This is a genomic window from Marinobacter shunpengi, assembly GCF_045449695.1.
GTDB lineage: Bacteria > Pseudomonadota > Gammaproteobacteria > Pseudomonadales > Oleiphilaceae > Marinobacter.
Genome location: NZ_JBJJKZ010000005.1, coordinates 77653 through 95349, shown reverse-complemented (window position 1 = coordinate 95349; position 17697 = coordinate 77653). Strand labels below are relative to the sequence as shown.

The window sequence follows — 17697 nt, the reverse complement described above, 5'->3', positions numbered from 1 at the left end:
ACAAGGTGTAGGGCCGGTGACCAGACGAATAGGGATATTCAATGACTACCGCAGAGCGCACTCGGACCGCGTCCTCCTTCCGTAGAAAAACACTCCACGAACTACGCACCACCATCAAACGCAAGGGTCCGTCGGACTTTGCGTTCGAATGCATCAGCTCCGGCCCGATATTCCAACGGCAGATCCAGGAAAGGCTTCAGGATCCTTATCACATAAGGCAAGGCAACACCCCGCTTTGTGGACCAGCGGCCTTCATCTACTGTATTGCAAAGCACTTTCCGGAGCAGTATGAAAGGTACGCATTGGAGCTGGCATTATATGGCAAAGGCCGGATTGGTGACCTCGTTATCGAACCCAGTAACGACTGCCTGAATGCGAAAGATGGCCTTCTACTCGATAATGATGGATTTAATTTTTCACCGGTAGACTGGGTAACATTAGCCAGTGTCCGTGACTCCACCAACCTGTTTGCCAGTATGGATGGCCCGGGCTCAAACATTGCAGGCATGACGTTTCCGGGTGCCCTGGAAGCCTGGTTCGAGGAAACGGGACTGTTCACACAGATTGAAGAACACACGTCAACTATCGTGTCCAGCAGCTATTCCAAATCACTGGGTTGTCCAAACCACTCAGATGATGATTGACCAAAAGAGAGCCCCCCCACCCAGGCACACGACCTATTGAAGAGAGCATCAATTCTTCTCTTGACTTCGACCTGCACAGTTGGGGAATCAACGGAAAGCCCTATCCTGTGAATAACCGGATCAACGAGATGACACCTGATAAATTCACAAAATATTATCATGGCTTTGTCTCGGCCAGGCCCAAGGAGAAATAGGGCCATGAATGTACTGCTCAATATTGCCCTCATTACTGCTGTCAGCCTTTCAGGTTGTTCAGCACCCCATGATATTATCGAGTCATCCAAACAAAGTTCTGACAACACGCTGGACAAAGTGTCTTCATTCAACCTTGGAGGCGTGTCGGATGCAAATATTGATAACACATACATTACCATTGAAAGACTTCAGTTCTCGGAAGACGCAGACCGCTATCTTGTACAGATTGAACTCTGGAATGTAGACACAAGGGAATCTCAACATCTAGTCTTCGTTTCAAACACCAAGGATGGCAGCAACCCTGTTCGATATAATCCTGATGATGTACTTGGAAAATCCTACCGGCGGCAATTGGCTGGCTTTCTGAGCGATGACCGCCTCTTTATTTACGGTGATACTATAGGAGATAGTCGGCAGGAACACGACTCCCCTCCATCAGATGGACGCCTTAATATCTTTAGCCTTGAGGAGCCAGAAAACGCACAAGCCTATAACGGGCGTTTTGGAGGCACTTTAAGCAATGACCGTTTCTTGCTGGGTGACTCGGCAATCGAATGGAAGACAGGCGAGATACACCAGATCCCCTCTATCCCGACGAGACGCGGAAGCCTGACTCAGGATGACTGGTTCTATTTCGGGGAGCGACAGGGGCAGATTCACCGATTCCACATTCCAGATCAAAGCCTGGAATCCTGGCCTAGCGATTTATTAATGCCACTGCCGAAGCCTTCAGCAGACAGAAACTATATTGTGGCTGTCGGCGCGGAAGGCAAATGTTCCGCATGGGAGGTTACGGCCCAAGAGCCCATCGGCAACTGCACTCCAGCTGAAGGACCAGTCAATCCCGACCGGCAATTAGCGATGCACCCTAAAGAGAACGTTTTTGCCATCGCCTCGGGTACAAGTGTCTTCCTGTATGACCTGGCCCCCTTCAAGCTCATCACCGAATTTGATCTGAGCAGTGAGGTACACCACGTCGGGATAACACAAGGTAATCGCCTGGTTATCACCACACTCACGGATGTCCAGATTTGGGACGTCAACTCCTGGAAGCTGATAGCTCAACAAGAATACACCCCTTCCAAAACCCAGAGTGGGTCTACAGGTTGGGGCTACGCATTCCAACACATCAGCAACGATGGCCACTTCGTGGCCGTTAAGGAGGTAGGCCCTGACGGTAACCCGAACATCGGAATATACAAGATTCCCTAAAGCGGGAAGCCGGGGAGTTCTCTATACACTCCTCATCACATACCTCGAGAACTCATCAAAACCGCCTACGTACTCGTTGCCCACCAGGATCTGGGGCACGGTGCGTACCGGGCGACCAAGCTTTGCGGCCACATCTTCCTTGGTCATGCCCAGGGCGGGCATATCGACGAATTCGTGCTCATAGCCCTTCTGGTCACAGAGTTGGCGGGCCATGGCACAGAAGCCGCAGCTCATGCGACCGTAGATTGTCACCTTGTCCAAGGGTTACCTCCGGAATACCTGTTTTAGGGTCGTAAAATCATGACATCAACGTCATGGCATGCCCAGTTGATGCTTTGAATGGCGATCATAGGCATCGGCGATGGTCTTTACCATAGGGGCCCACCGAGGTCTCAGCGGGAGGTCGATCCGTCGTCGCCGTAGAGGAACTGACGCAGTAGCGGTTCGCCATTGAACTCGGCGCGCAGAACGGCGATAAAGGTGTAGACACCGATCAGCTTGCGGTTGAGGAAGACAAACTCCTTGGGGGGCACCTGGAAATAGCGGCTTATGGCTGAGCGGGCCGCTTCCCGGGCGACCCGTGACGGCAGGTCACTTTCCTTCCAGCGATACTGGCCATCGGCATTGACCGCGTAGTCGGGCCAGTTGTAGTTGGCCGGCGCCAGGGGTTCAAGCACGGACATGCAGACCCGGCCAAACTGGTCCAGCACGTCCTCTGGCCATTCCCGCTTCATGAAGTGCAGTTTGACACCGCCGTCGATGACCGCCTCCAGGTCCTGTTCGTAGGAAGCCCGTATCATCTGGATGACCGGCCCCAGGAACTCGTCGCTGTAGGACTGCACTGCCCCGAAATCCAGCAGCACGATCTGGTCGTGCGCCGAATCGGACCCGGTCTCCCCGGCGATCCGGATGCGATAGTTGCCGAAGTTGGGGTCGGTCTGAATCTCCCCCCAGTCGAACAGTTCCCGGAAGAACAGTTCCAGCGCCGCCCGGCCCAGTTCGCTGCGTCGCTCCACGGGCAGCGCGCGTACCGCTTCCGAGCTGACGGAATGGCCGTGCTCGTAGGTCTGGGCAATGATATGGGCGGTGGAGTATTCCCACAGTACCCGGGGCACGACAAGGCGCGGATCGTCGGCCAGGCGTTCCCGGAAGCGTTCGGTGGTGGATGCCTCCAGCTTGTAGTCCACCTCCCGGTGCATCATCTCCCGGACTTCTTCCAGCCAGTCCCGGAACTCCGGCCCGAAGGACACCAGACGGGCCACTTTCAACAGTTGCGCGACCGCGTCCAGGTCGCTGTCCACGGCCCGGTCCACGCCCGGGTACTGGATCTTGAGCACCAGCTCCAGCCCGTCGGACAGACGCCGGGCCCGGTGTACCTGCCCCAGGGAGGCGGCACCAATGGGCTCCGGGTCCACCTCCAGCTCGGCCAGGCGATCCGGGCCAAGCTCTTCCTTGAGGACCTTCTCCACCGATTTCCATTCCAGTGCCGAGGTCTGGTCTTCCAGGGTGTGCAGGGCCTCGGTGACTTCCTCGGGCAGGAAATGCTCCCCGTAGAGGGCCATCATCTGGCCAATCTTGACCACGCTGCCCTTGAGCTGACCCAGTTCCTCCACCAGGAAACGTGCCTGCTTCGAAAGCATGTCCCGGCGACGCTGCTCCCGTTGCTCGGAGCCGGACAGCCAGCTTGTGGCCATGTGGGAGGCCATCCGGGTACCGGCATACAGTCCAGCACGGGTCATGCTGAGGCGGCGCTCAAAACTGCCGGTGCGGATACGGGAAACGGTTTTTGGCTTACGGGATCCGGACATGGTCCACCTGAGGGGTGGCCGACCACCCCCTGTTCCAAGATTTGAAGGAGCCCCGGGGCGCCTGTCTGGGCGGGCGGTGCCGGGGACTGCCCTACCAGATGATAGCAGCCTCAGGACGCCGGATTATGACCGACACCGGGCAAATCCGGCTCACGCTGCACGGCCTGGGTATCATGGCCAAGGGCGACAGCGAGCGTGTCGGTCAACCGCATGGCCAGGGCATCCAGGTTGGCGGACGGACTGAAATCGCGAACCTGGCACATGGACATGCCGGAAAACCCGCAGGGATTGATGCGGGTGAACGGCTCCATGTCCATATCCACGTTAAGGGCCAGACCGTGGAAGGAACAACCCCGACGAACCCTCAGGCCGAGGGACGCAATTTTCGCGCCGTCCACATAGACACCGGGCGCATCCGGTCGTGGAGCGGCCTCGATACCCTCGGTGGCCAGCACGGAAACCAGTGACTGCTCAATGATGTCCACCAGCTGGCGCACACCCAGCCCCGCCCGGGGCAGGTCGACCATCAGGTAAACCACCAACTGGCCCGGACCGTGATAGGTCACCTGGCCACCACGATCCGCCTGGACCACGGGAATATTGCCGGGCGCGAGGATGTGCTCCGCCTTGCCAGCCTGCCCCTGGGTGTATACCGGTGGATGCTGCACAGACCAGAGCTCGTCCGGCACCGACCGGTCGCGACCAGCGGTGAACGCCTTCATGGCCTCCCACACGGGCTCATAGGGACGCAGTCCCAGGTCACGGATCACCAGCGGCATGTCAGCGTGCGCCATCAAAGGACCATATGGACCCGGCCACTGGCCTTCAGATCCTCAAACAGTGCCTTGAGCTGGGGCTCACCAGTGGCGACGATGGTCAACTGCACCGATGTGAAGCGGCCATTGCGACTGTCGGTCACCGATATGTGCTCTTCGCGGATGCCCGGGGCATGCGCCTCCACCACCGAGACCACATAATCCGTGAAATCCGGGGCGGCGTGACCAATGACCTTGATGACATAGTCACAGGGGAACTCGATTTTCGGGGCTTTGGGTTGTGACATCTGATGGCCCTGCCTTACTGGTGCATTTCCTGCCCGGTTCAGTTGAACAGGTTATGGAAGAAGAGCTTGACGGCATCAATCAGGCGCTTGAAAAAGCCGCCTTCAGGCACGGGCTCAATAGCCACCAGCGGACGCTCCGCCAGTACCTTGCCATCAAAGCTGATGGTGACCGTGCCCAGTTCGTCGCCGGCTGACACCGGGGCCTCGATCACCGAGTCCACTTCCACCACGGATTCCAGGGAATCACGGGCGCCACGGGGAATAGTCAACACCATATCGGACGCCAGCCCAAGGTTAAGCTGGTCCTGCTCACCTTTCCACACGCGGCTTTCCAGCAGGCTCTCACCAGAGTCGAACAGGCGGGCGGTCTCGTAGTAACGGAAACCATAGTTGAGCATCTTCTGCACTTCACGGGCCCGGGCCTCGCTGCTGTCGGTGCCCATGACCACGGCGATCAGTCGGGTGTTCTCACGCTCCGCAGAAGCCACCAGACAATAGCCGGCCTCCTCGGTATGGCCGGTCTTCAGGCCGTCCACGGAGGGATCACGCCACAACAGGGAGTTCCGGTTGGGCTGGCGAATGTTGTTGTAGGTGAAGTGCTTCTCGGCGTATAGCGGATAGTTTTCCGGATAGTCGTTGATGATGGCAGCGGCCAGCAGCGCCAGGTCGTAGGCGGTGGAGTACTGGTTCTCGTGAGGCAACCCGGTGGCGGTCTCGAAACGGGTATTTTCCATACCGATCAGTTGAGCCTGCTGGTTCATCACATCCGCGAACGCCCCCTCCGAACCGGCAACATGCTCGGCCAGGGCCACGGATGCATCGTTGCCAGACTGGATAATCACGCCCTTGAGCAGTTCCTCCACACTCACCGTCGAGCCTTCCTGGATAAACATTCGGGAACCGCCGGTCTGCCACGCCTTGACGCTGATCGGCACCATTTCATCCAGGCTCAGGCGGCCCTCATCCAGCTCCCGCTCGACGATATAGGCGGTCATCATCTTGGTCAGACTGGCCGGCGGCAGGCGCTCGTCGCTGTTGGCTTCCATGATGATCCTGCCACTGGCCGGGTCCATCAGGACGTAGGAGGTGCCGTTGATTTGCGGCGGTGACGGGATCAGTACCTGCTGGGCCTGGGATACCAGCGGCAGCATGGCCAGCAGGACGAGTGTGGCAAGGAAACGACAGAGGTATTGAGGGGTCATGAGGTTGTTCACATCAGTTTTGATCAATGGATGAACCAGCGGGGCCAATAATACCCCGAAGACGAAGTTCTCAGTGACTGTCAGTCAGCACCATGGCCTGGGGGAAGCCTTCAGAGGCCAGCCGCTCCATGGCGCGTTCAGCATCCTTCGAATCCCCGAAGGGGCCCACCTGGACCCGGTGAAACTCGCCGGACGTAGTTGTTATCTGGCGCACCCGTACGGACTCTCCGGTGCGCTGACGGACCGCCTGCTCAAGCTGGCGTGCCGGTGCAACCTGGCTGAACGAACCCAGTTGCACGAACAGGGCCTCACCCGAAGAGGCATCGGACTCGGCGGGCGCTTCGGCAGTCGCGTCACTGGCCTTTGGCCACGGTTGCCCGGCCAGGGTCATGCTGCCGTCCGGGCGCACGGTAATGGCCGCCACTTCAACCCTGGCGGTGCCGTTATCCAGGAAGTCCAGCTTCTTGGCGGCGGCCCAGGACAAGTCTATCAGACGATTGCCGTGAAAGGGCCCGCGGTCGTTCACCCGGACGATCACCGAACGACCATTATCGAGATTGGTCACCCGGGCATAGCTGGGCAGAGGCAGACTCCTGTGGGCGGCCGACATCTTGTACATGTCGTAGGTCTCGCCATTCGAAGTCAGGTGACCATGAAACTTCTTGCCGTACCAACTCGCAATACCGGTTTCTACATAACCGTCGGCACTGGCGTGCTCCATGACCCAGTATTTCTTACCCCAGACCGTGTAAGGAGACTTGTTGCCGGCGCTGCGGGGTTCTTCATACCGGGGCACGGCATTGGTCACGCCGCTGACATCCACATCCGCTTCGGGGCCACGGTCCTGGGACATGCTGTAGCGCCCGGAGTTACCACCGTCAGAGGCGCACCCCGCCAGCAAAGTGGCAAGCAGCGCCAGTACGCTCAATATCGACAACCTGTCCTGTGACTTCACGGTCATTCTCCGACTCCTGACTCCGCAACGGTCTCCAGCTCTTTTGCCAATTCCCCGGCAAGCTCCTGTACCGCCATGGCATACAGATGGCTGTGATTATAGCGGGTAACCACATAGAAATTGTGGCACGTCAGCCACCACTGTGGCCCGTCATCCCCTTCCAGCCGGATGATCCGTGCCGGTTCGTCACCGGCGAGGGAGTCCGGCAAGGGCACTCCGGCCTCACGGAACTCCGAGACCGTAAACCGGGGCCGGAGTTCCCGGGTCATCAGGCGCTCCGGCACCTGGATATCGTCATCCAGGCGGATGGCCACGGGGCCGCCCGGGCGCCACCGGTGTTCGCTGAAATAGTTGGCAACGCTGCCGATGGCATCCACCGGGTTATCCAGGATATCGGCCACATCATCGCCATCGAAATCCACGGCGTAGTGGCGGTAGCTCGACGCAATAAACTGGCCATAGCCCATGGCCCCGGCGTAGGACCCCTTGAGTCGGGACGGTTCGAAACCCTGTTCACGGGCCATCAGGAAGAACTGCTCGAGTTCACTGCGGAAGAACCGACTCCGGGGCGGATAGTCAAAGGCCAGGGTCGACAGGGCATCCACCACCCGGTAGGACCCCATGTAACGCCCGTACCAGGTCTCCACCCCGATGATGGCGGCAATCACTTCCCGGGGTACCCCGAACGCCTCTTCAGCACGATCAAAGGCACCCTGATGCTGCCGCAGGAAATCAACGCCCTGCGCGACGCGCTCCGGCTTGATAAAGATGGTCCGGTACTCGTGCCATTGCAGGGTGTGCTCGGCCGGCGAACTGATCAGTTCGATGATCCGTTCCTGGTGCCGGGCCTCGGCCAGCCACTGGCTCAGTTTATCCGCATCAAACCCATGCTCACGGACCATGCTGTCAACAAAGTCGTCAAACTCGGGGCGATCGGTATAACCTTCGGATGTCGCCTGGGCGAGCGCCGGCAGAAAGACCAGGACCAGCAGAAAGAACAGGGAATTCAGGTGCTTCATTCGCGCTTCTGGGTCAGTTTGTTTGCCGGGAGATTACCACGGGGTCAAGGCACGCACCATTACCGGTCATTAGGCCGTAATCATCCGGCGGTGGGTATGGATCGCCATCAGTACCCCGAAGGCGGACATCAGGGTGACAATCGAGGTACCGCCATAGCTGATCAGCGGCAATGGCACCCCGACAATGGGCAGCAGGCCGCTCACCATGCCGATATTGACAACGATATAGACGACGAAGGTCATGGTCAGAGCCCCCGCCAGCAACCGGCTGAAGGAGTCCTGGGCGTTCACGGCGATGTACAGGCAACGCATGATGATCAGGAAATAGGCTGCCAGCAGGATCATCAGGCCCACGAAACCGAACTCCTCCGCCAGCACCGCAACGATAAAGTCGGTATGGCTCTCGGGCAGGAATTCCAGATGGGACTGGGTACCCTGCAGCCAGCCCTTGCCGCTCCAGCCACCGGAGCCGATGGCGGTGGTGGACTGGATGATGTTCCAGCCCGCCCCCAGCGGATCGCTCTGGGGATCCAGCAGGGTCAGCACCCGCTGTTTCTGATAGTCCCGCATCACAAAGAACCACATGGCCGGCGCCGCCACCGCCAGTAGCGCAATGAAACCGGTGATCAGCCGCCAGCTCAGGCCGGCGAAGAACACCACGAACATGCCGGCCGCCCCCACCAGCAGCGAGGTGCCCAGATCCGGTTGCTGGATAATAAGCACCATGGGCACCAGCACCAGTCCGACACCGATCACCACATGGCGGAACCGTGGCGGCAGGTAGTGCCGTGACAGGTACCATGCGGCCGCCATGGGTACCAGTAGCTTCATGATTTCCGATGGCTGGAACCGTGGCAACCCAGGTAATGCCAACCAGCGTTGCGCCCCCTTGGCACCGACCCCCATGACCAGTACCGCTGCCAGCCCCACCAGGCCGGCGGCATACATCCACGGTGACCAACGCCGATAGACCGAAGGATCCAACTGGGCGAAGACGAACATGGCGACAAAGGCAACCCCCAGGCGCATGGCCTGCGCCTCAACCACACCAATGCTGGCATCGGCACCACTGTAGAGCACAATCAGCCCACCGCCGGATACCAGCAACAGCAACAGCAACAGCAATGGGTCCAGATGCAGGCGGTGCCACACGCTGACCGGGCGCTGCAGGCTGCTGGTGGCCTCCACGGTCGCGGACCGGCCGATCATGGCTGTTCTCCTTCCGCCTGGCTGATCACAGCATCCGACGCGTTGAACTCCTTGAGCCAGGCGTCGAACATGGCCCGTGCCACCGGCGCGGCGGTACCGCTGCCACTGCCGCCGTTCTCAACGATCACAGACACCACGATCTGGGGGTCATCCGCCGGCGCAAAGCCGACGAACAGGGCATGGTCCCGCAGCCGCTCCCGGATCTCCTCGGCGTCGTACTCCTCGTCCTCCGCCAGGCTGAACACCTGGGCGGTGCCGGTCTTGCCCGCCATGCGGTAGTCTGCGCCTTCCGCCGCGCCCCGCGCGGTCCCCTTACGACCGTGCATGACCTCCACCATCCCATCCACCACGTATTCCCAGGTATCCTGATTGTCGACCGTCAGGTCGTCCAGGTATTCCGGCTGCAGCACCGACGCCAGGGCGGTATCGCCCACGACATCCTTCAGCATGCGGGGCTGCTCCCATTCCCCCCGGTTGGCCACCAGGGACGTGGCCGTGGCCAGTTGCAGCGGTGTGGCCAGGAAGAAGCCCTGGCCGATACTCATGTTCACCGAATCGCCCGGATACCAGGGCTCATTCCGCATGCCCCGCTTCCAGTCCCGGGAGGGCAGCAGCCCCGGCAGGGCCCCGCCCACATCCAGGGTGGCATCCATGCCGAACCCGAAACGGGACAGATAGTCATGCATGATATCGACCCCCATCTCCAGACCGAGTTCATAGAAATAGATATCGCAGGACTCGGCGACAGCCTTCCGGCCATCAACCCAGCCATGACCGCCCCGTTTCCAGTCCCGCCAGCGACGACCGCCACTCTTGATTTCAAAGTACCCGGGATCCCAGATGGTCTTGTCCCGGGTAAAAGTATCGCTGTCCAGGCCTGCCAGCAGCATCATGGGCTTGATGGTGGATCCCGGCGGGTACTGGCCCCGGAGGGCACGGTTGAACAGGGGCTTGTCCCGGGAACTGCTCAGTTCCCGGTATTCCTCCACGCCAATGCCGGTGACAAACAGGTTGGCGTCAAATCCCGGTACGCTGGCCAGGGCCAGGATACCGCCGGTGTCCGGCTCAATGGCCACAATGGCACCCCGACGGCCTTCCAACAGTTCGAAGGCTCGCTGCTGCAGGCGCATGTCCAGGTGCAGCATCAGGTCCTCGCCGGGCACCGGGTTCTCACGTTCCAGTACGCGCAGGGTACGGCCACGGGCATTGGTTTCCACATGCTCATAGCCCACCTGACCGTGCAACGCCTCTTCGTAGACCCGTTCGACACCGGACTTGCCAATATAGTTGGTGCCGGCGTAGTTCACCGGGTCAATACGCTGCAATTCCTCACGGTTGATTCTCCCCACGTACCCCAGGGCATGGGCGTTCAGCTCACCGAACGGATAGTGGCGCACCAGTTCCGCACTCACCTCGACGCCCGGCAGCTCGTGGCGGTGAACCGCCATACTGGCGATTTCCTTCTCGGTAAGGTCGTAGTGCAGGGGCAGTTCCTGGAACGGGCGGCGGGGTTCCTGCAGGCGGCGGCGAAAACGCTCCATCTCCTCATCGGAGATGGCCAGCAGGTCCCGAAGCCTGGCCAGGGTCCGGTCCATGCCCTCCACCCGCTCCGGCACCAGCGTCACGCTGAACACCGGACGGTTCTCCGCGATCAGGGTGCCATTGCGGTCGTAGATGAGGCCACGGGTGGGCGGAACCGAGCGTACCTGCACGCGGTTCTGGTCGGAAATGGTGGTGTAGGTGTCGTGTTCAATAACCTGCAACTGGTAGAAACGGCCGATAAGGACGCAAAAGAGCGCCACCACCAACCCCAGCATCACCAGGACACGACGCTGGAAGAGTCGCCGTTCGGCGGCGGTGTCCTTGAATTCGCCCCAGGCCATGGATCAATCCTAAGCGCGGTGGTAGGGATGGTTCCGGGTAATCGACCAGGCCCGGTAGAGTTGCTCCGCCAGTACGATGCGCACCAGGGGATGAGGCAACGTCAGGGGTGACAGGGACCACTGCTGGTCCGCCCGATCCCGACAGGAGGCGTGCAGGCCATCGGGGCCGCCCACGAGAAAGCTGACGTCACGACCGTCCAGTTGCCAGTTTTCCAGTTGCCGGGCCAGGTCCTCCGTCGACCAGGGGCGACCACCCACTTCCAGGGCCACCACCCGGTCCCGATCCCCCGCGGCGGTGAGCACCCCATCCGCTTCCTGCTGCATCAGCCGGGCCACGTCCGGGTTCTTGCCCCGATGGGCCATGGGCACCTCAACCAGCTCCAGGGGCATTTCCCTCGGCATGCGGCGGACATACTCCTGATAACCATCGGTCACCCAGCCGGGCATCTTCTGCCCGACACAAATCAGCCGCAGACGCATACCTATTCGCTGCCGGCGGCACCGAGGCCGGGGGCGTCACGCCACAGGCGTTCCAGGTCATAGAATTCACGGGTTGCCGGCATCATCACGTGAACCACCACATCCCCCAGGTCCACCAGGATCCAGTCGCTCGAGTCACCGCCTTCGACCGTGGCCTCCCGGATGCCACGCTCCTTCATATCGGCGACTACGGCCTCCGCCAGGGAACGGAGGTGCCGCCCCGAGGTGCCGGAAGCCAGTACCATGTAGTCGGTAACGCTGGTTCGGTCGGTCACATCGATAACACTGATATCCTGGGCTTTCACCCCTTCAAGCGCATCAATAACAAGTGCTTTCAGCTCGTCTGCCTGCATAATCATCCTGTCTGGTGTAACCGGCCAGTGCCGGCTACAGGGAGTGGGTATTGCTCTATTGTATCACCAATCATTGGCCGGGCTCACCGCCGTAGAGGCCCCGCCTGCGAATTTCCGTCACCACCGCATCCGGCACCAGGAACCTTATGGACCGCCCCTGTTCCAGGCGCTCCCGCACTCCGGTAGCGGAAATGTCCAGCATGGGAGGTTCAATTTCATAGATTCCCCCGCCCGGCATGGATTTGATCTCGTGCAGGTGCTCAACCCGACGCTCGGCCAGTAAACGCTCCGGCACGGAGCCGGGCTCCAGTTCCGCGTTGGGCCGTCTGACCAGGATGATGTGGGCAAGTTCCGGAATTTGTTCCCACTCCTCCCAGCGATCAAAACCACCGAACGCGTCGGTGCCCAGCACGATGGCCAGAGGTTTATCCGGCCCCAGTTCCCGGCGTAGCTGACGCAGTGTGTCGGCGGTGTAGGAAGAGCCGCCCCGACGCAGCTCACGACCATCCACCGACAGCCCGGGCTCTTCGGCTACTGACAGGGTCAGCAGATCGAGGCGATCCTCGCTGGTGCCTCCCGGGGTGGCCCGGTGGGGTGGAATATGGCAGGGCATCAGGTGGATGCAGTCCACCTCCAGGCGCTCCCGGAGTTCAATGGCCACCCTCAGGTGACCATTGTGGACGGGATCAAAGGTACCGCCGTAGATTAGGTGCATATCAGGTCCGGATGTGGCCGTCGCCGAAAACCACGTATTTCTGGGAGGTCAGTCCTTCCAGACCCACTGGCCCTCGGGCGTGGATCTTGTCGGTGGAGATGCCAATCTCCGCCCCCAGGCCATACTCGAAGCCGTCGGCGAAGCGGGTTGAGGCATTCACCATCACGGAGCTGGAATCCACTTCCGTAATGAAGCGACGGGCCCGGGTGTAGTTCTCGGTGACGATACTGTCGGTGTGCTGGGAGCTGTAACGGTTGATATGGTCAATGGCACCGTCCAGCCCGTCGACAACTCGAACCGCCAGTACCGGCCCCAGGTATTCCTCGTACCAGTCGTCCTCGGTGGCGGCCACTATGTCCGGGATGATGGCCCGGCTGGCGTCGCACCCCCGCAGCTCGACAGCGTGCTCGCGGAAGGCTCCTGCCAGCAGCGGCAGGATGTCCTCGGCAATCTCCTGGTCCACCAGCAGGGTCTCCATGGTGTTGCAGGTGCCGTAACGCTGGGTCTTGGCGTTCACCGCCACTTTCAACGCCTTCTCGGGATCAGCATGGGCATCCACGTAGACGTGGCAGACGCCATCCAGGTGCTTGATCACCGGCACCCGGGCATCGCGGCTGATGCGTTCGATCAGCCCCTTGCCGCCCCGGGGCACGATGACATCCACAAATTGCGGCATGGTGATCAGCTCACCCACCGCCGCCCGGTCGGTGGTGCGGATCACCTGCACTGAGGTGTCGGGCAGGCCGGCGTCCCGCAGCCCGGTCACCAGGCATTCGGCGATGGCCTGGTTGGAATGGATGGCTTCCGATCCGCCCCGCAGGATGGTGGCATTGCCGGATTTCAGGCACAGGCTGGCCGCTTCCACGGTCACATTGGGCCGGGACTCATAGATGATACCGATTACCCCCAGGGGCACCCGCATCTTGCCCACCTGGATGCCCGAGGGCCGGTAGGCCATGTCGGTGATCGCACCGATCGGGTCCGGCAGGCCGGCCACCTGGCGCAGGCCCTCGATCATGCTGTCGATACGGGTGGGCGTGAGCTCCAGGCGGTCCAGCATGGCCGGCTCCAGTCCGTTGGCGCGCCCGCTCTCCAGGTCTTTCCGGTTGGCCCCGGCCAGGGCGTCACGGGCGGCATCAAGGGCGTCCGCGGTGGCCAGCAGGGCCTGGTTGCGGATCGCCGTCGAGGAACGGGCGATGGCCGTTGCGGCCTCACGGGCCTGCTGACCAACATCGGCCATGTAGGCTGCAATATCCATGGAATCGGTAGCTCCGGTTGTGGGGACAGATCACCACCTGGCGTAACCCGGCGGATGACCGGGACCTGCCATGCGGCCCCTGCGCTGTATCAATGGGAAACGGGGCGTTATTATGCCCGACCACAGCGAATTTGGCACATTGATGTTATCATTATTCATTGTGACAGCCAGTGGTTACCGGCAGGTACCGGTGCTCTTATCACCGGTTTGTCCCGGCCACCAGTACCGACAGCAGGAAGGACGACACCATGGCCCAGAAGGCCGAGCGATTTGTACTGAGCCGACTGGCCTGGCTGGGAAGCCTGGCACTCCTGATACTCGCCATATTCTGCCTGACCCTTGGCAAGCTGTTCCCGGCCCTTGCCTCAGTGGTGACCGCCGGCATTGTCTGGACCAGCCCTGCCCTGCCCAGGCTCCGGCATGAGCGTCTGTGGCAACTGGCCAACCACCTGCTGGTGCTGCTGCTTGCGCTGGTCCTGGGGGCGGCTCTCTGGCTCGGCGATGAACCCCTGACCTACTGGCTGTATGCCCTGCCCCTGATCATCCTCGGACTGCTACCACCCCGGCTGGCACCAGCCCTGACCATCGTCTCAATGGTGATTGTCTTCCTGGCGCTGACATCCATGGCGGGCGATCCTCAACGGCACCAGATTATCAGCACACTGGCACTGACCACCATCCTGGCCGGCCTGTTCTTCCTTCTGCGGGAACACAAGGCACGCCAACTGGTTCCGCTGAGACGCTCCGATGAGCTGACCCAGGCGGCCAGCCGGGAGTATCTGTCCGCTGACCTGTACAAGGAGATCCAGCGCAGTGAGCGGGAAGGCCTGGATATGTCCGTGGTGCTGCTGGGCCTGGACGCCCACCTGAGCGAACCGGACGCCGACACGGATATACAGGCGCTGCTGCCCCGTATTGGCCGCTACCTGCACTCACGCCTGCGGGATTTCGACACCTGGTACCGGGTGGCCGACCTGCAGTTCCTGATCATCCTGCCCGGGGTACCTACCGCAGGTGCCAGCAAACGGGCCGAACAGATACGCCTGGGCCTGATGGCGCTGCTGGAGTCCTACAGCCTGGATGTGACCGTCAGCGCTGGCGTCGCCGGCCTGAACATCGGCGATGACGCGGACACACTCCAGCAGTCGGTGGCCAGCGCCCTGCAAAGTGCCCAGAAGAAGGGGGGCAACCGTGTCCAGTCCTGGAGCACCTGGACCCACACTCCACCCGGCGACGCCGAAGGGAGCCCGGTAACGTGACCGAGACCAGACTGCGAACCATCACCAGTTCCGCCGCCTATGGCCTGTGCGCCCTGTTCTTCGCCATACTGGCCATGCAGAACCTGCGGTTCGGCTTCTATGGCCTGTTCTACCTGGCGGCCGGCCTCTCCGCCATTGGCCTCGGCGCCTGCCTCTACACCCTGGCGGTGAGAAACTATCAACTCCGGGCCCGGGGCCATGCCCCCCTGGTGGTGGCGCTGGAACTTCCCGTACTGGCCGCCCTCTGGGTCGACGGCCCCTCCACCGCTGCCCTCTGGAGCTTCCCGGTGTTCGCCCTGGCGTTCCTGGTGCTGCCCCTGCGGGCCGCTCTCAAGGTAACCCTGCCCGTCGCGCTACTCCTGATGCTGCTGCTGGCCCTCGACCTGCTCCTGGCCGACAGCCTGCCGGCCATCATGGCGTTTGTGCTGTTGGTGGCCAGCGCCGGACTGGCAAGCTGGCACTATGACCATATGGCCCAGTCCGCCGAGGACCTGGCGATCATCGATTCCCTCACCGGGGCCCACAATGCCCGTTTCCTGGACGAGACCCTGCACAAGGAGATCAGTCGCGCCAAGGCGACCGGCCACCCGGTCTCGATCCTGATGATGGATATCGACCACCACGACGAAGTACGTGAACTGCTTGGCACAGAACAGACCCAGACTCTCTACCGCCGACTGGCGGAGCAGTTGTTCACCCTGATCCGGGCCGGCGACACCCTCTACTTCCTGGGCAAGGGGCGGTTCTGCCTGATTCTCCCCTTCACCCATGAGGAAGGCGCCCGGGTCACGGCCGAACGCATCCGTCGCAGCATTGCAGAGGCGCAATGGCCCCAGGTAGGCCGCATGACGGTGAGCATTGGAGCCACCACTCATATCAGCCAGGACACCCTGGCGGAACGCCTCAGGCAACGGGCCACCGACGCGCTGGAGGAAGCCGGCCGACGGGGGCATGACCGGGTCTGGTTTACCGCCGATCCACGCCGGGCAGCCTGATGCAGGAAGCTATCCAGGCGCTGACGGCGTGGCTGGCCGCCAACCCCGGCTGGGTGGCCGGAGCCATTTTCATGACCGCACTGCTGGAATCCCTGGCGATGGCAGGGCTCCTGGTGCCCGGCGTGGCCATCCTGTTCGCGACCGCGGTGCTGGCCGGCAAGGCCGGCATTCCCGTTCTGGAAATCCTGGCCTGGGGGGCGGCCGGCGCCATTGTTGGTGATGGCCTGAGCTTCTGGCTCGGGCGACAGTTCCGGGGCCGGCTGCACCAGGTCTGGCCCTTCCGCCGACATCCGGCCATGCTCCGTCGGGCGGAACTTCTGTTCGTCCGCCACGGCGGCAAGAGTGTGGTCATCGGCCGATTTGTGGGGCCGGTGCGACCGCTGATCCCGATGGTGGCCGGTGCCTTCGGCATGCCTGTCCGCCGCTTTACCCTGGTCAACCTGGCCTCGGCACTTGCCTGGGCGCCGTTCTACCTGCTGCCCGGTTACAGCGTGGGCATGGCACTGGTTGGCCCCGAACCCATCCCTCCGGGCCTGTATGCCCTGGCCGCCGGAGCCGTGATTGTGTTGCTGGTGGCCTATTTCCTGTTCTTCCGGCTCCAACTCGGGCTTCGCAGCCGCAGTCCCCTGTATCAGTGGCTGGAAGGGAAAGTCATTCGCTACGGTACCACCCACCATCTCTGGCAGCGGTTCTCCAGTAGCCGGCCACAGGGCCGGGAGGAGTTTCCCCTGGCCTCTATCATCCTGACCCTTGGCGCCGGTGGCAGCCTTGTACTGTGGACCCTGCTCAGCCAGGCAACGGCGGTACTGGCACCGCTGGACAGTTTCTTCGCCGACATCAGCGGAATCCTGCGCAATTCGCTGACCGACCCGGCCGCCATCGCCCTGACCCTGGCCGGCGACCCGGCAATACTGGTAACGGGCGCCCTGATGCTGGCCGCCGCTCTGGGGTTCCGCGGCTACTACAGTGCCGCCAGCCATGTACTCGGGGCCCTGGTGCTAACGTCTGCCAGTGTCACACTGATGAAAACCGGACTGGCGGTGGAACGCCCGCCACTGGTCGAACTACCTCCTGCCAGCTATGCCTTCCCCAGCGGTCATGCCACCGGCATCACGGTGTTCCTCGGCCTGGCCGGCGCCTTTGTGGCAAGGGAATGGAAGCCATCCAGCCGCTGGCGGGTCTACCTGACCTTCAGCATCCCCATGATACTGGTGGCCTTCAGCCGGGTGGTGCTGGGCGTCCACTGGTTCTCTGACATGGTGGGGGGACTGCTGCTCGGACTGACCCTTTGCGGACTGGTACGGGTCAGTTTCAGCCGTCACGACCGGGTGCCGCTGACCCTGGACCCGATCATCGCCATGATCATCCTGTTATGGCTGGGCACCCTGGTGGGTTACATCCTATGGCAGTGGCCGGACGCCGTGGCGGCCTACGCCCCGACCTGATG

At 61.6% G+C, this 17697-nt stretch carries 18 protein-coding genes; 5 read left to right on the top strand and 13 right to left on the bottom strand.

The genetic code is table 11. From position 1 onward, the window contains the following. Positions 1 to 41 precede the first annotated feature (41 nt). Positions 42 to 644 carry a hypothetical protein gene (locus tag ACJO2E_RS02125; protein ID WP_406961389.1) on the top strand — a complete coding sequence of 201 codons (603 nt, stop codon included), beginning with the start codon at positions 42 to 44 and terminating at the stop codon, positions 642 to 644. Positions 645 to 842: 198 nt separating this feature from the next. Continuing rightward, positions 843 to 2051 (top strand): WD40 repeat domain-containing protein, encoded by a 1209-nt coding sequence (locus tag ACJO2E_RS02120; RefSeq protein ID WP_406961387.1) that lies wholly within the window; start codon positions 843 to 845, stop codon positions 2049 to 2051. A gap of 21 nt (positions 2052 to 2072) precedes the next feature. Here ACJO2E_RS02120 and ACJO2E_RS02115 read toward each other — a convergent pair whose 3' ends face one another. The 13 genes from ACJO2E_RS02115 to ACJO2E_RS02055 form a co-directional block, all read right to left on the bottom strand. Then, complete coding sequence (locus ACJO2E_RS02115; protein ID WP_406962363.1) at positions 2073 to 2303, bottom strand: glutaredoxin domain-containing protein; 231 nt, start codon at positions 2301 to 2303, stop codon at positions 2073 to 2075. 140 nt (positions 2304 to 2443) lie between these two features. Then, the gene (locus ACJO2E_RS02110) at positions 2444 to 3859 is read right to left on the bottom strand and encodes an ABC1 kinase family protein (RefSeq protein WP_406961386.1); all 1416 of its coding nucleotides are present in this window, start codon (positions 3857 to 3859) and stop codon (positions 2444 to 2446) included. A 110-nt stretch (positions 3860 to 3969) separates the two neighbouring features. Beyond that, positions 3970 to 4638 carry a lipoyl(octanoyl) transferase LipB gene (lipB, locus tag ACJO2E_RS02105; protein WP_406962361.1) on the bottom strand — a complete coding sequence of 223 codons (669 nt, stop codon included), beginning with the start codon at positions 4636 to 4638 and terminating at the stop codon, positions 3970 to 3972. A gap of 14 nt (positions 4639 to 4652) precedes the next feature. Beyond that, positions 4653 to 4922, bottom strand: coding sequence for an HP0495 family protein (locus ACJO2E_RS02100; protein WP_406961385.1), 270 nt, complete (start codon positions 4920 to 4922; stop codon positions 4653 to 4655). A 38-nt stretch (positions 4923 to 4960) separates the two neighbouring features. After that, on the bottom strand, positions 4961 to 6124 hold the full coding sequence (locus ACJO2E_RS02095) for a D-alanyl-D-alanine carboxypeptidase family protein (RefSeq protein ID WP_406961383.1): 1164 nt from the start codon (positions 6122 to 6124) through the stop codon (positions 4961 to 4963). A gap of 70 nt (positions 6125 to 6194) precedes the next feature. After that, on the bottom strand, positions 6195 to 7085 hold the full coding sequence (locus ACJO2E_RS02090; protein WP_406961381.1) for a septal ring lytic transglycosylase RlpA family protein: 891 nt from the start codon (positions 7083 to 7085) through the stop codon (positions 6195 to 6197). Continuing rightward, complete coding sequence (gene mltB, locus ACJO2E_RS02085; protein ID WP_406961379.1) at positions 7082 to 8098, bottom strand: lytic murein transglycosylase B; 1017 nt, start codon at positions 8096 to 8098, stop codon at positions 7082 to 7084. Before mltB ends, ACJO2E_RS02090 begins: the two co-directional genes overlap by 4 nt. A 69-nt stretch (positions 8099 to 8167) precedes the next feature. Next, positions 8168 to 9307: a rod shape-determining protein RodA gene (gene rodA, locus ACJO2E_RS02080; RefSeq protein WP_406961377.1), complete on the bottom strand. Its 1140-nt coding sequence runs from the start codon at positions 9305 to 9307 to the stop codon at positions 8168 to 8170. After that, entirely contained in the window at positions 9304 to 11190 is a 1887-nt protein-coding gene (gene mrdA, locus ACJO2E_RS02075; protein ID WP_406961375.1) for a penicillin-binding protein 2, read from the bottom strand. The genes rodA and mrdA overlap by 4 nt, the downstream gene beginning before the upstream one ends. Positions 11191 to 11199: 9 nt before the next feature. Next, positions 11200 to 11670: a 23S rRNA (pseudouridine(1915)-N(3))-methyltransferase RlmH gene (rlmH, locus tag ACJO2E_RS02070; RefSeq protein ID WP_406961373.1), complete on the bottom strand. Its 471-nt coding sequence runs from the start codon at positions 11668 to 11670 to the stop codon at positions 11200 to 11202. Between the two features lie 2 nt (positions 11671 to 11672). Further along, entirely contained in the window at positions 11673 to 12023 is a 351-nt protein-coding gene (gene rsfS, locus ACJO2E_RS02065; protein ID WP_406961371.1) for a ribosome silencing factor, read from the bottom strand. A gap of 70 nt (positions 12024 to 12093) precedes the next feature. Beyond that, positions 12094 to 12738, bottom strand: a complete 645-nt coding sequence (gene nadD, locus ACJO2E_RS02060) for a nicotinate-nucleotide adenylyltransferase (RefSeq protein ID WP_406961369.1) — start codon at positions 12736 to 12738, stop codon at positions 12094 to 12096. 1 nt (position 12739) lies between these two features. Then, positions 12740 to 13996, bottom strand: a complete 1257-nt coding sequence (locus ACJO2E_RS02055; RefSeq protein ID WP_406961367.1) for a glutamate-5-semialdehyde dehydrogenase — start codon at positions 13994 to 13996, stop codon at positions 12740 to 12742. 248 nt (positions 13997 to 14244) lie between these two features. On the opposite strand from ACJO2E_RS02055, the gene ACJO2E_RS02050 reads away from it, so the two are divergent. The 3 genes from ACJO2E_RS02050 to ACJO2E_RS02040 are packed head-to-tail and all read left to right on the top strand — an operon-like array spanning position 14245 to position 17695. Then, on the top strand, positions 14245 to 15255 hold the full coding sequence (locus ACJO2E_RS02050) for a GGDEF domain-containing protein (protein ID WP_406961365.1): 1011 nt from the start codon (positions 14245 to 14247) through the stop codon (positions 15253 to 15255). After that, positions 15252 to 16250, top strand: a complete 999-nt coding sequence (locus tag ACJO2E_RS02045; RefSeq protein ID WP_406961363.1) for a GGDEF domain-containing protein — start codon at positions 15252 to 15254, stop codon at positions 16248 to 16250. The genes ACJO2E_RS02050 and ACJO2E_RS02045 overlap by 4 nt, the downstream gene beginning before the upstream one ends. Further along, complete coding sequence (locus ACJO2E_RS02040; protein WP_406961361.1) at positions 16250 to 17695, top strand: bifunctional DedA family/phosphatase PAP2 family protein; 1446 nt, start codon at positions 16250 to 16252, stop codon at positions 17693 to 17695. The genes ACJO2E_RS02045 and ACJO2E_RS02040 overlap by 1 nt, the downstream gene beginning before the upstream one ends. Positions 17696 to 17697: the final 2 nt, after the last annotated feature.

What these genes read in the sequence shown, in the direction of transcription:
- rsfS (WP_406961371.1), bottom strand. Translation starts at nt 12,023, where the DNA reads ATGCAGGCAGACGAGCTGAAAGCACTTGTTATTGATGCGCTTGAAGGG.
- ACJO2E_RS02095 (WP_406961383.1), bottom strand. Translation starts at nt 6,124, where the DNA reads ATGACCCCTCAATACCTCTGTCGTTTCCTTGCCACACTCGTCCTGCTG.
- nadD (WP_406961369.1), bottom strand. Translation starts at nt 12,738, where the DNA reads ATGCACCTAATCTACGGCGGTACCTTTGATCCCGTCCACAATGGTCAC.
- ACJO2E_RS02090 (WP_406961381.1), bottom strand. Translation starts at nt 7,085, where the DNA reads ATGACCGTGAAGTCACAGGACAGGTTGTCGATATTGAGCGTACTGGCG.
- ACJO2E_RS02055 (WP_406961367.1), bottom strand. Translation starts at nt 13,996, where the DNA reads ATGGATATTGCAGCCTACATGGCCGATGTTGGTCAGCAGGCCCGTGAG.
- ACJO2E_RS02110 (WP_406961386.1), bottom strand. Translation starts at nt 3,859, where the DNA reads ATGTCCGGATCCCGTAAGCCAAAAACCGTTTCCCGTATCCGCACCGGC.
- lipB (WP_406962361.1), bottom strand. Translation starts at nt 4,638, where the DNA reads ATGCCGCTGGTGATCCGTGACCTGGGACTGCGTCCCTATGAGCCCGTG.
- ACJO2E_RS02120 (WP_406961387.1), top strand. Translation starts at nt 843, where the DNA reads ATGAATGTACTGCTCAATATTGCCCTCATTACTGCTGTCAGCCTTTCA.
- ACJO2E_RS02100 (WP_406961385.1), bottom strand. Translation starts at nt 4,922, where the DNA reads ATGTCACAACCCAAAGCCCCGAAAATCGAGTTCCCCTGTGACTATGTC.
- ACJO2E_RS02125 (WP_406961389.1), top strand. Translation starts at nt 42, where the DNA reads ATGACTACCGCAGAGCGCACTCGGACCGCGTCCTCCTTCCGTAGAAAA.
- ACJO2E_RS02040 (WP_406961361.1), top strand. Translation starts at nt 16,250, where the DNA reads ATGCAGGAAGCTATCCAGGCGCTGACGGCGTGGCTGGCCGCCAACCCC.
- rlmH (WP_406961373.1), bottom strand. Translation starts at nt 11,670, where the DNA reads ATGCGTCTGCGGCTGATTTGTGTCGGGCAGAAGATGCCCGGCTGGGTG.
- rodA (WP_406961377.1), bottom strand. Translation starts at nt 9,307, where the DNA reads ATGATCGGCCGGTCCGCGACCGTGGAGGCCACCAGCAGCCTGCAGCGC.
- mltB (WP_406961379.1), bottom strand. Translation starts at nt 8,098, where the DNA reads ATGAAGCACCTGAATTCCCTGTTCTTTCTGCTGGTCCTGGTCTTTCTG.
- ACJO2E_RS02050 (WP_406961365.1), top strand. Translation starts at nt 14,245, where the DNA reads ATGGCCCAGAAGGCCGAGCGATTTGTACTGAGCCGACTGGCCTGGCTG.
- mrdA (WP_406961375.1), bottom strand. Translation starts at nt 11,190, where the DNA reads ATGGCCTGGGGCGAATTCAAGGACACCGCCGCCGAACGGCGACTCTTC.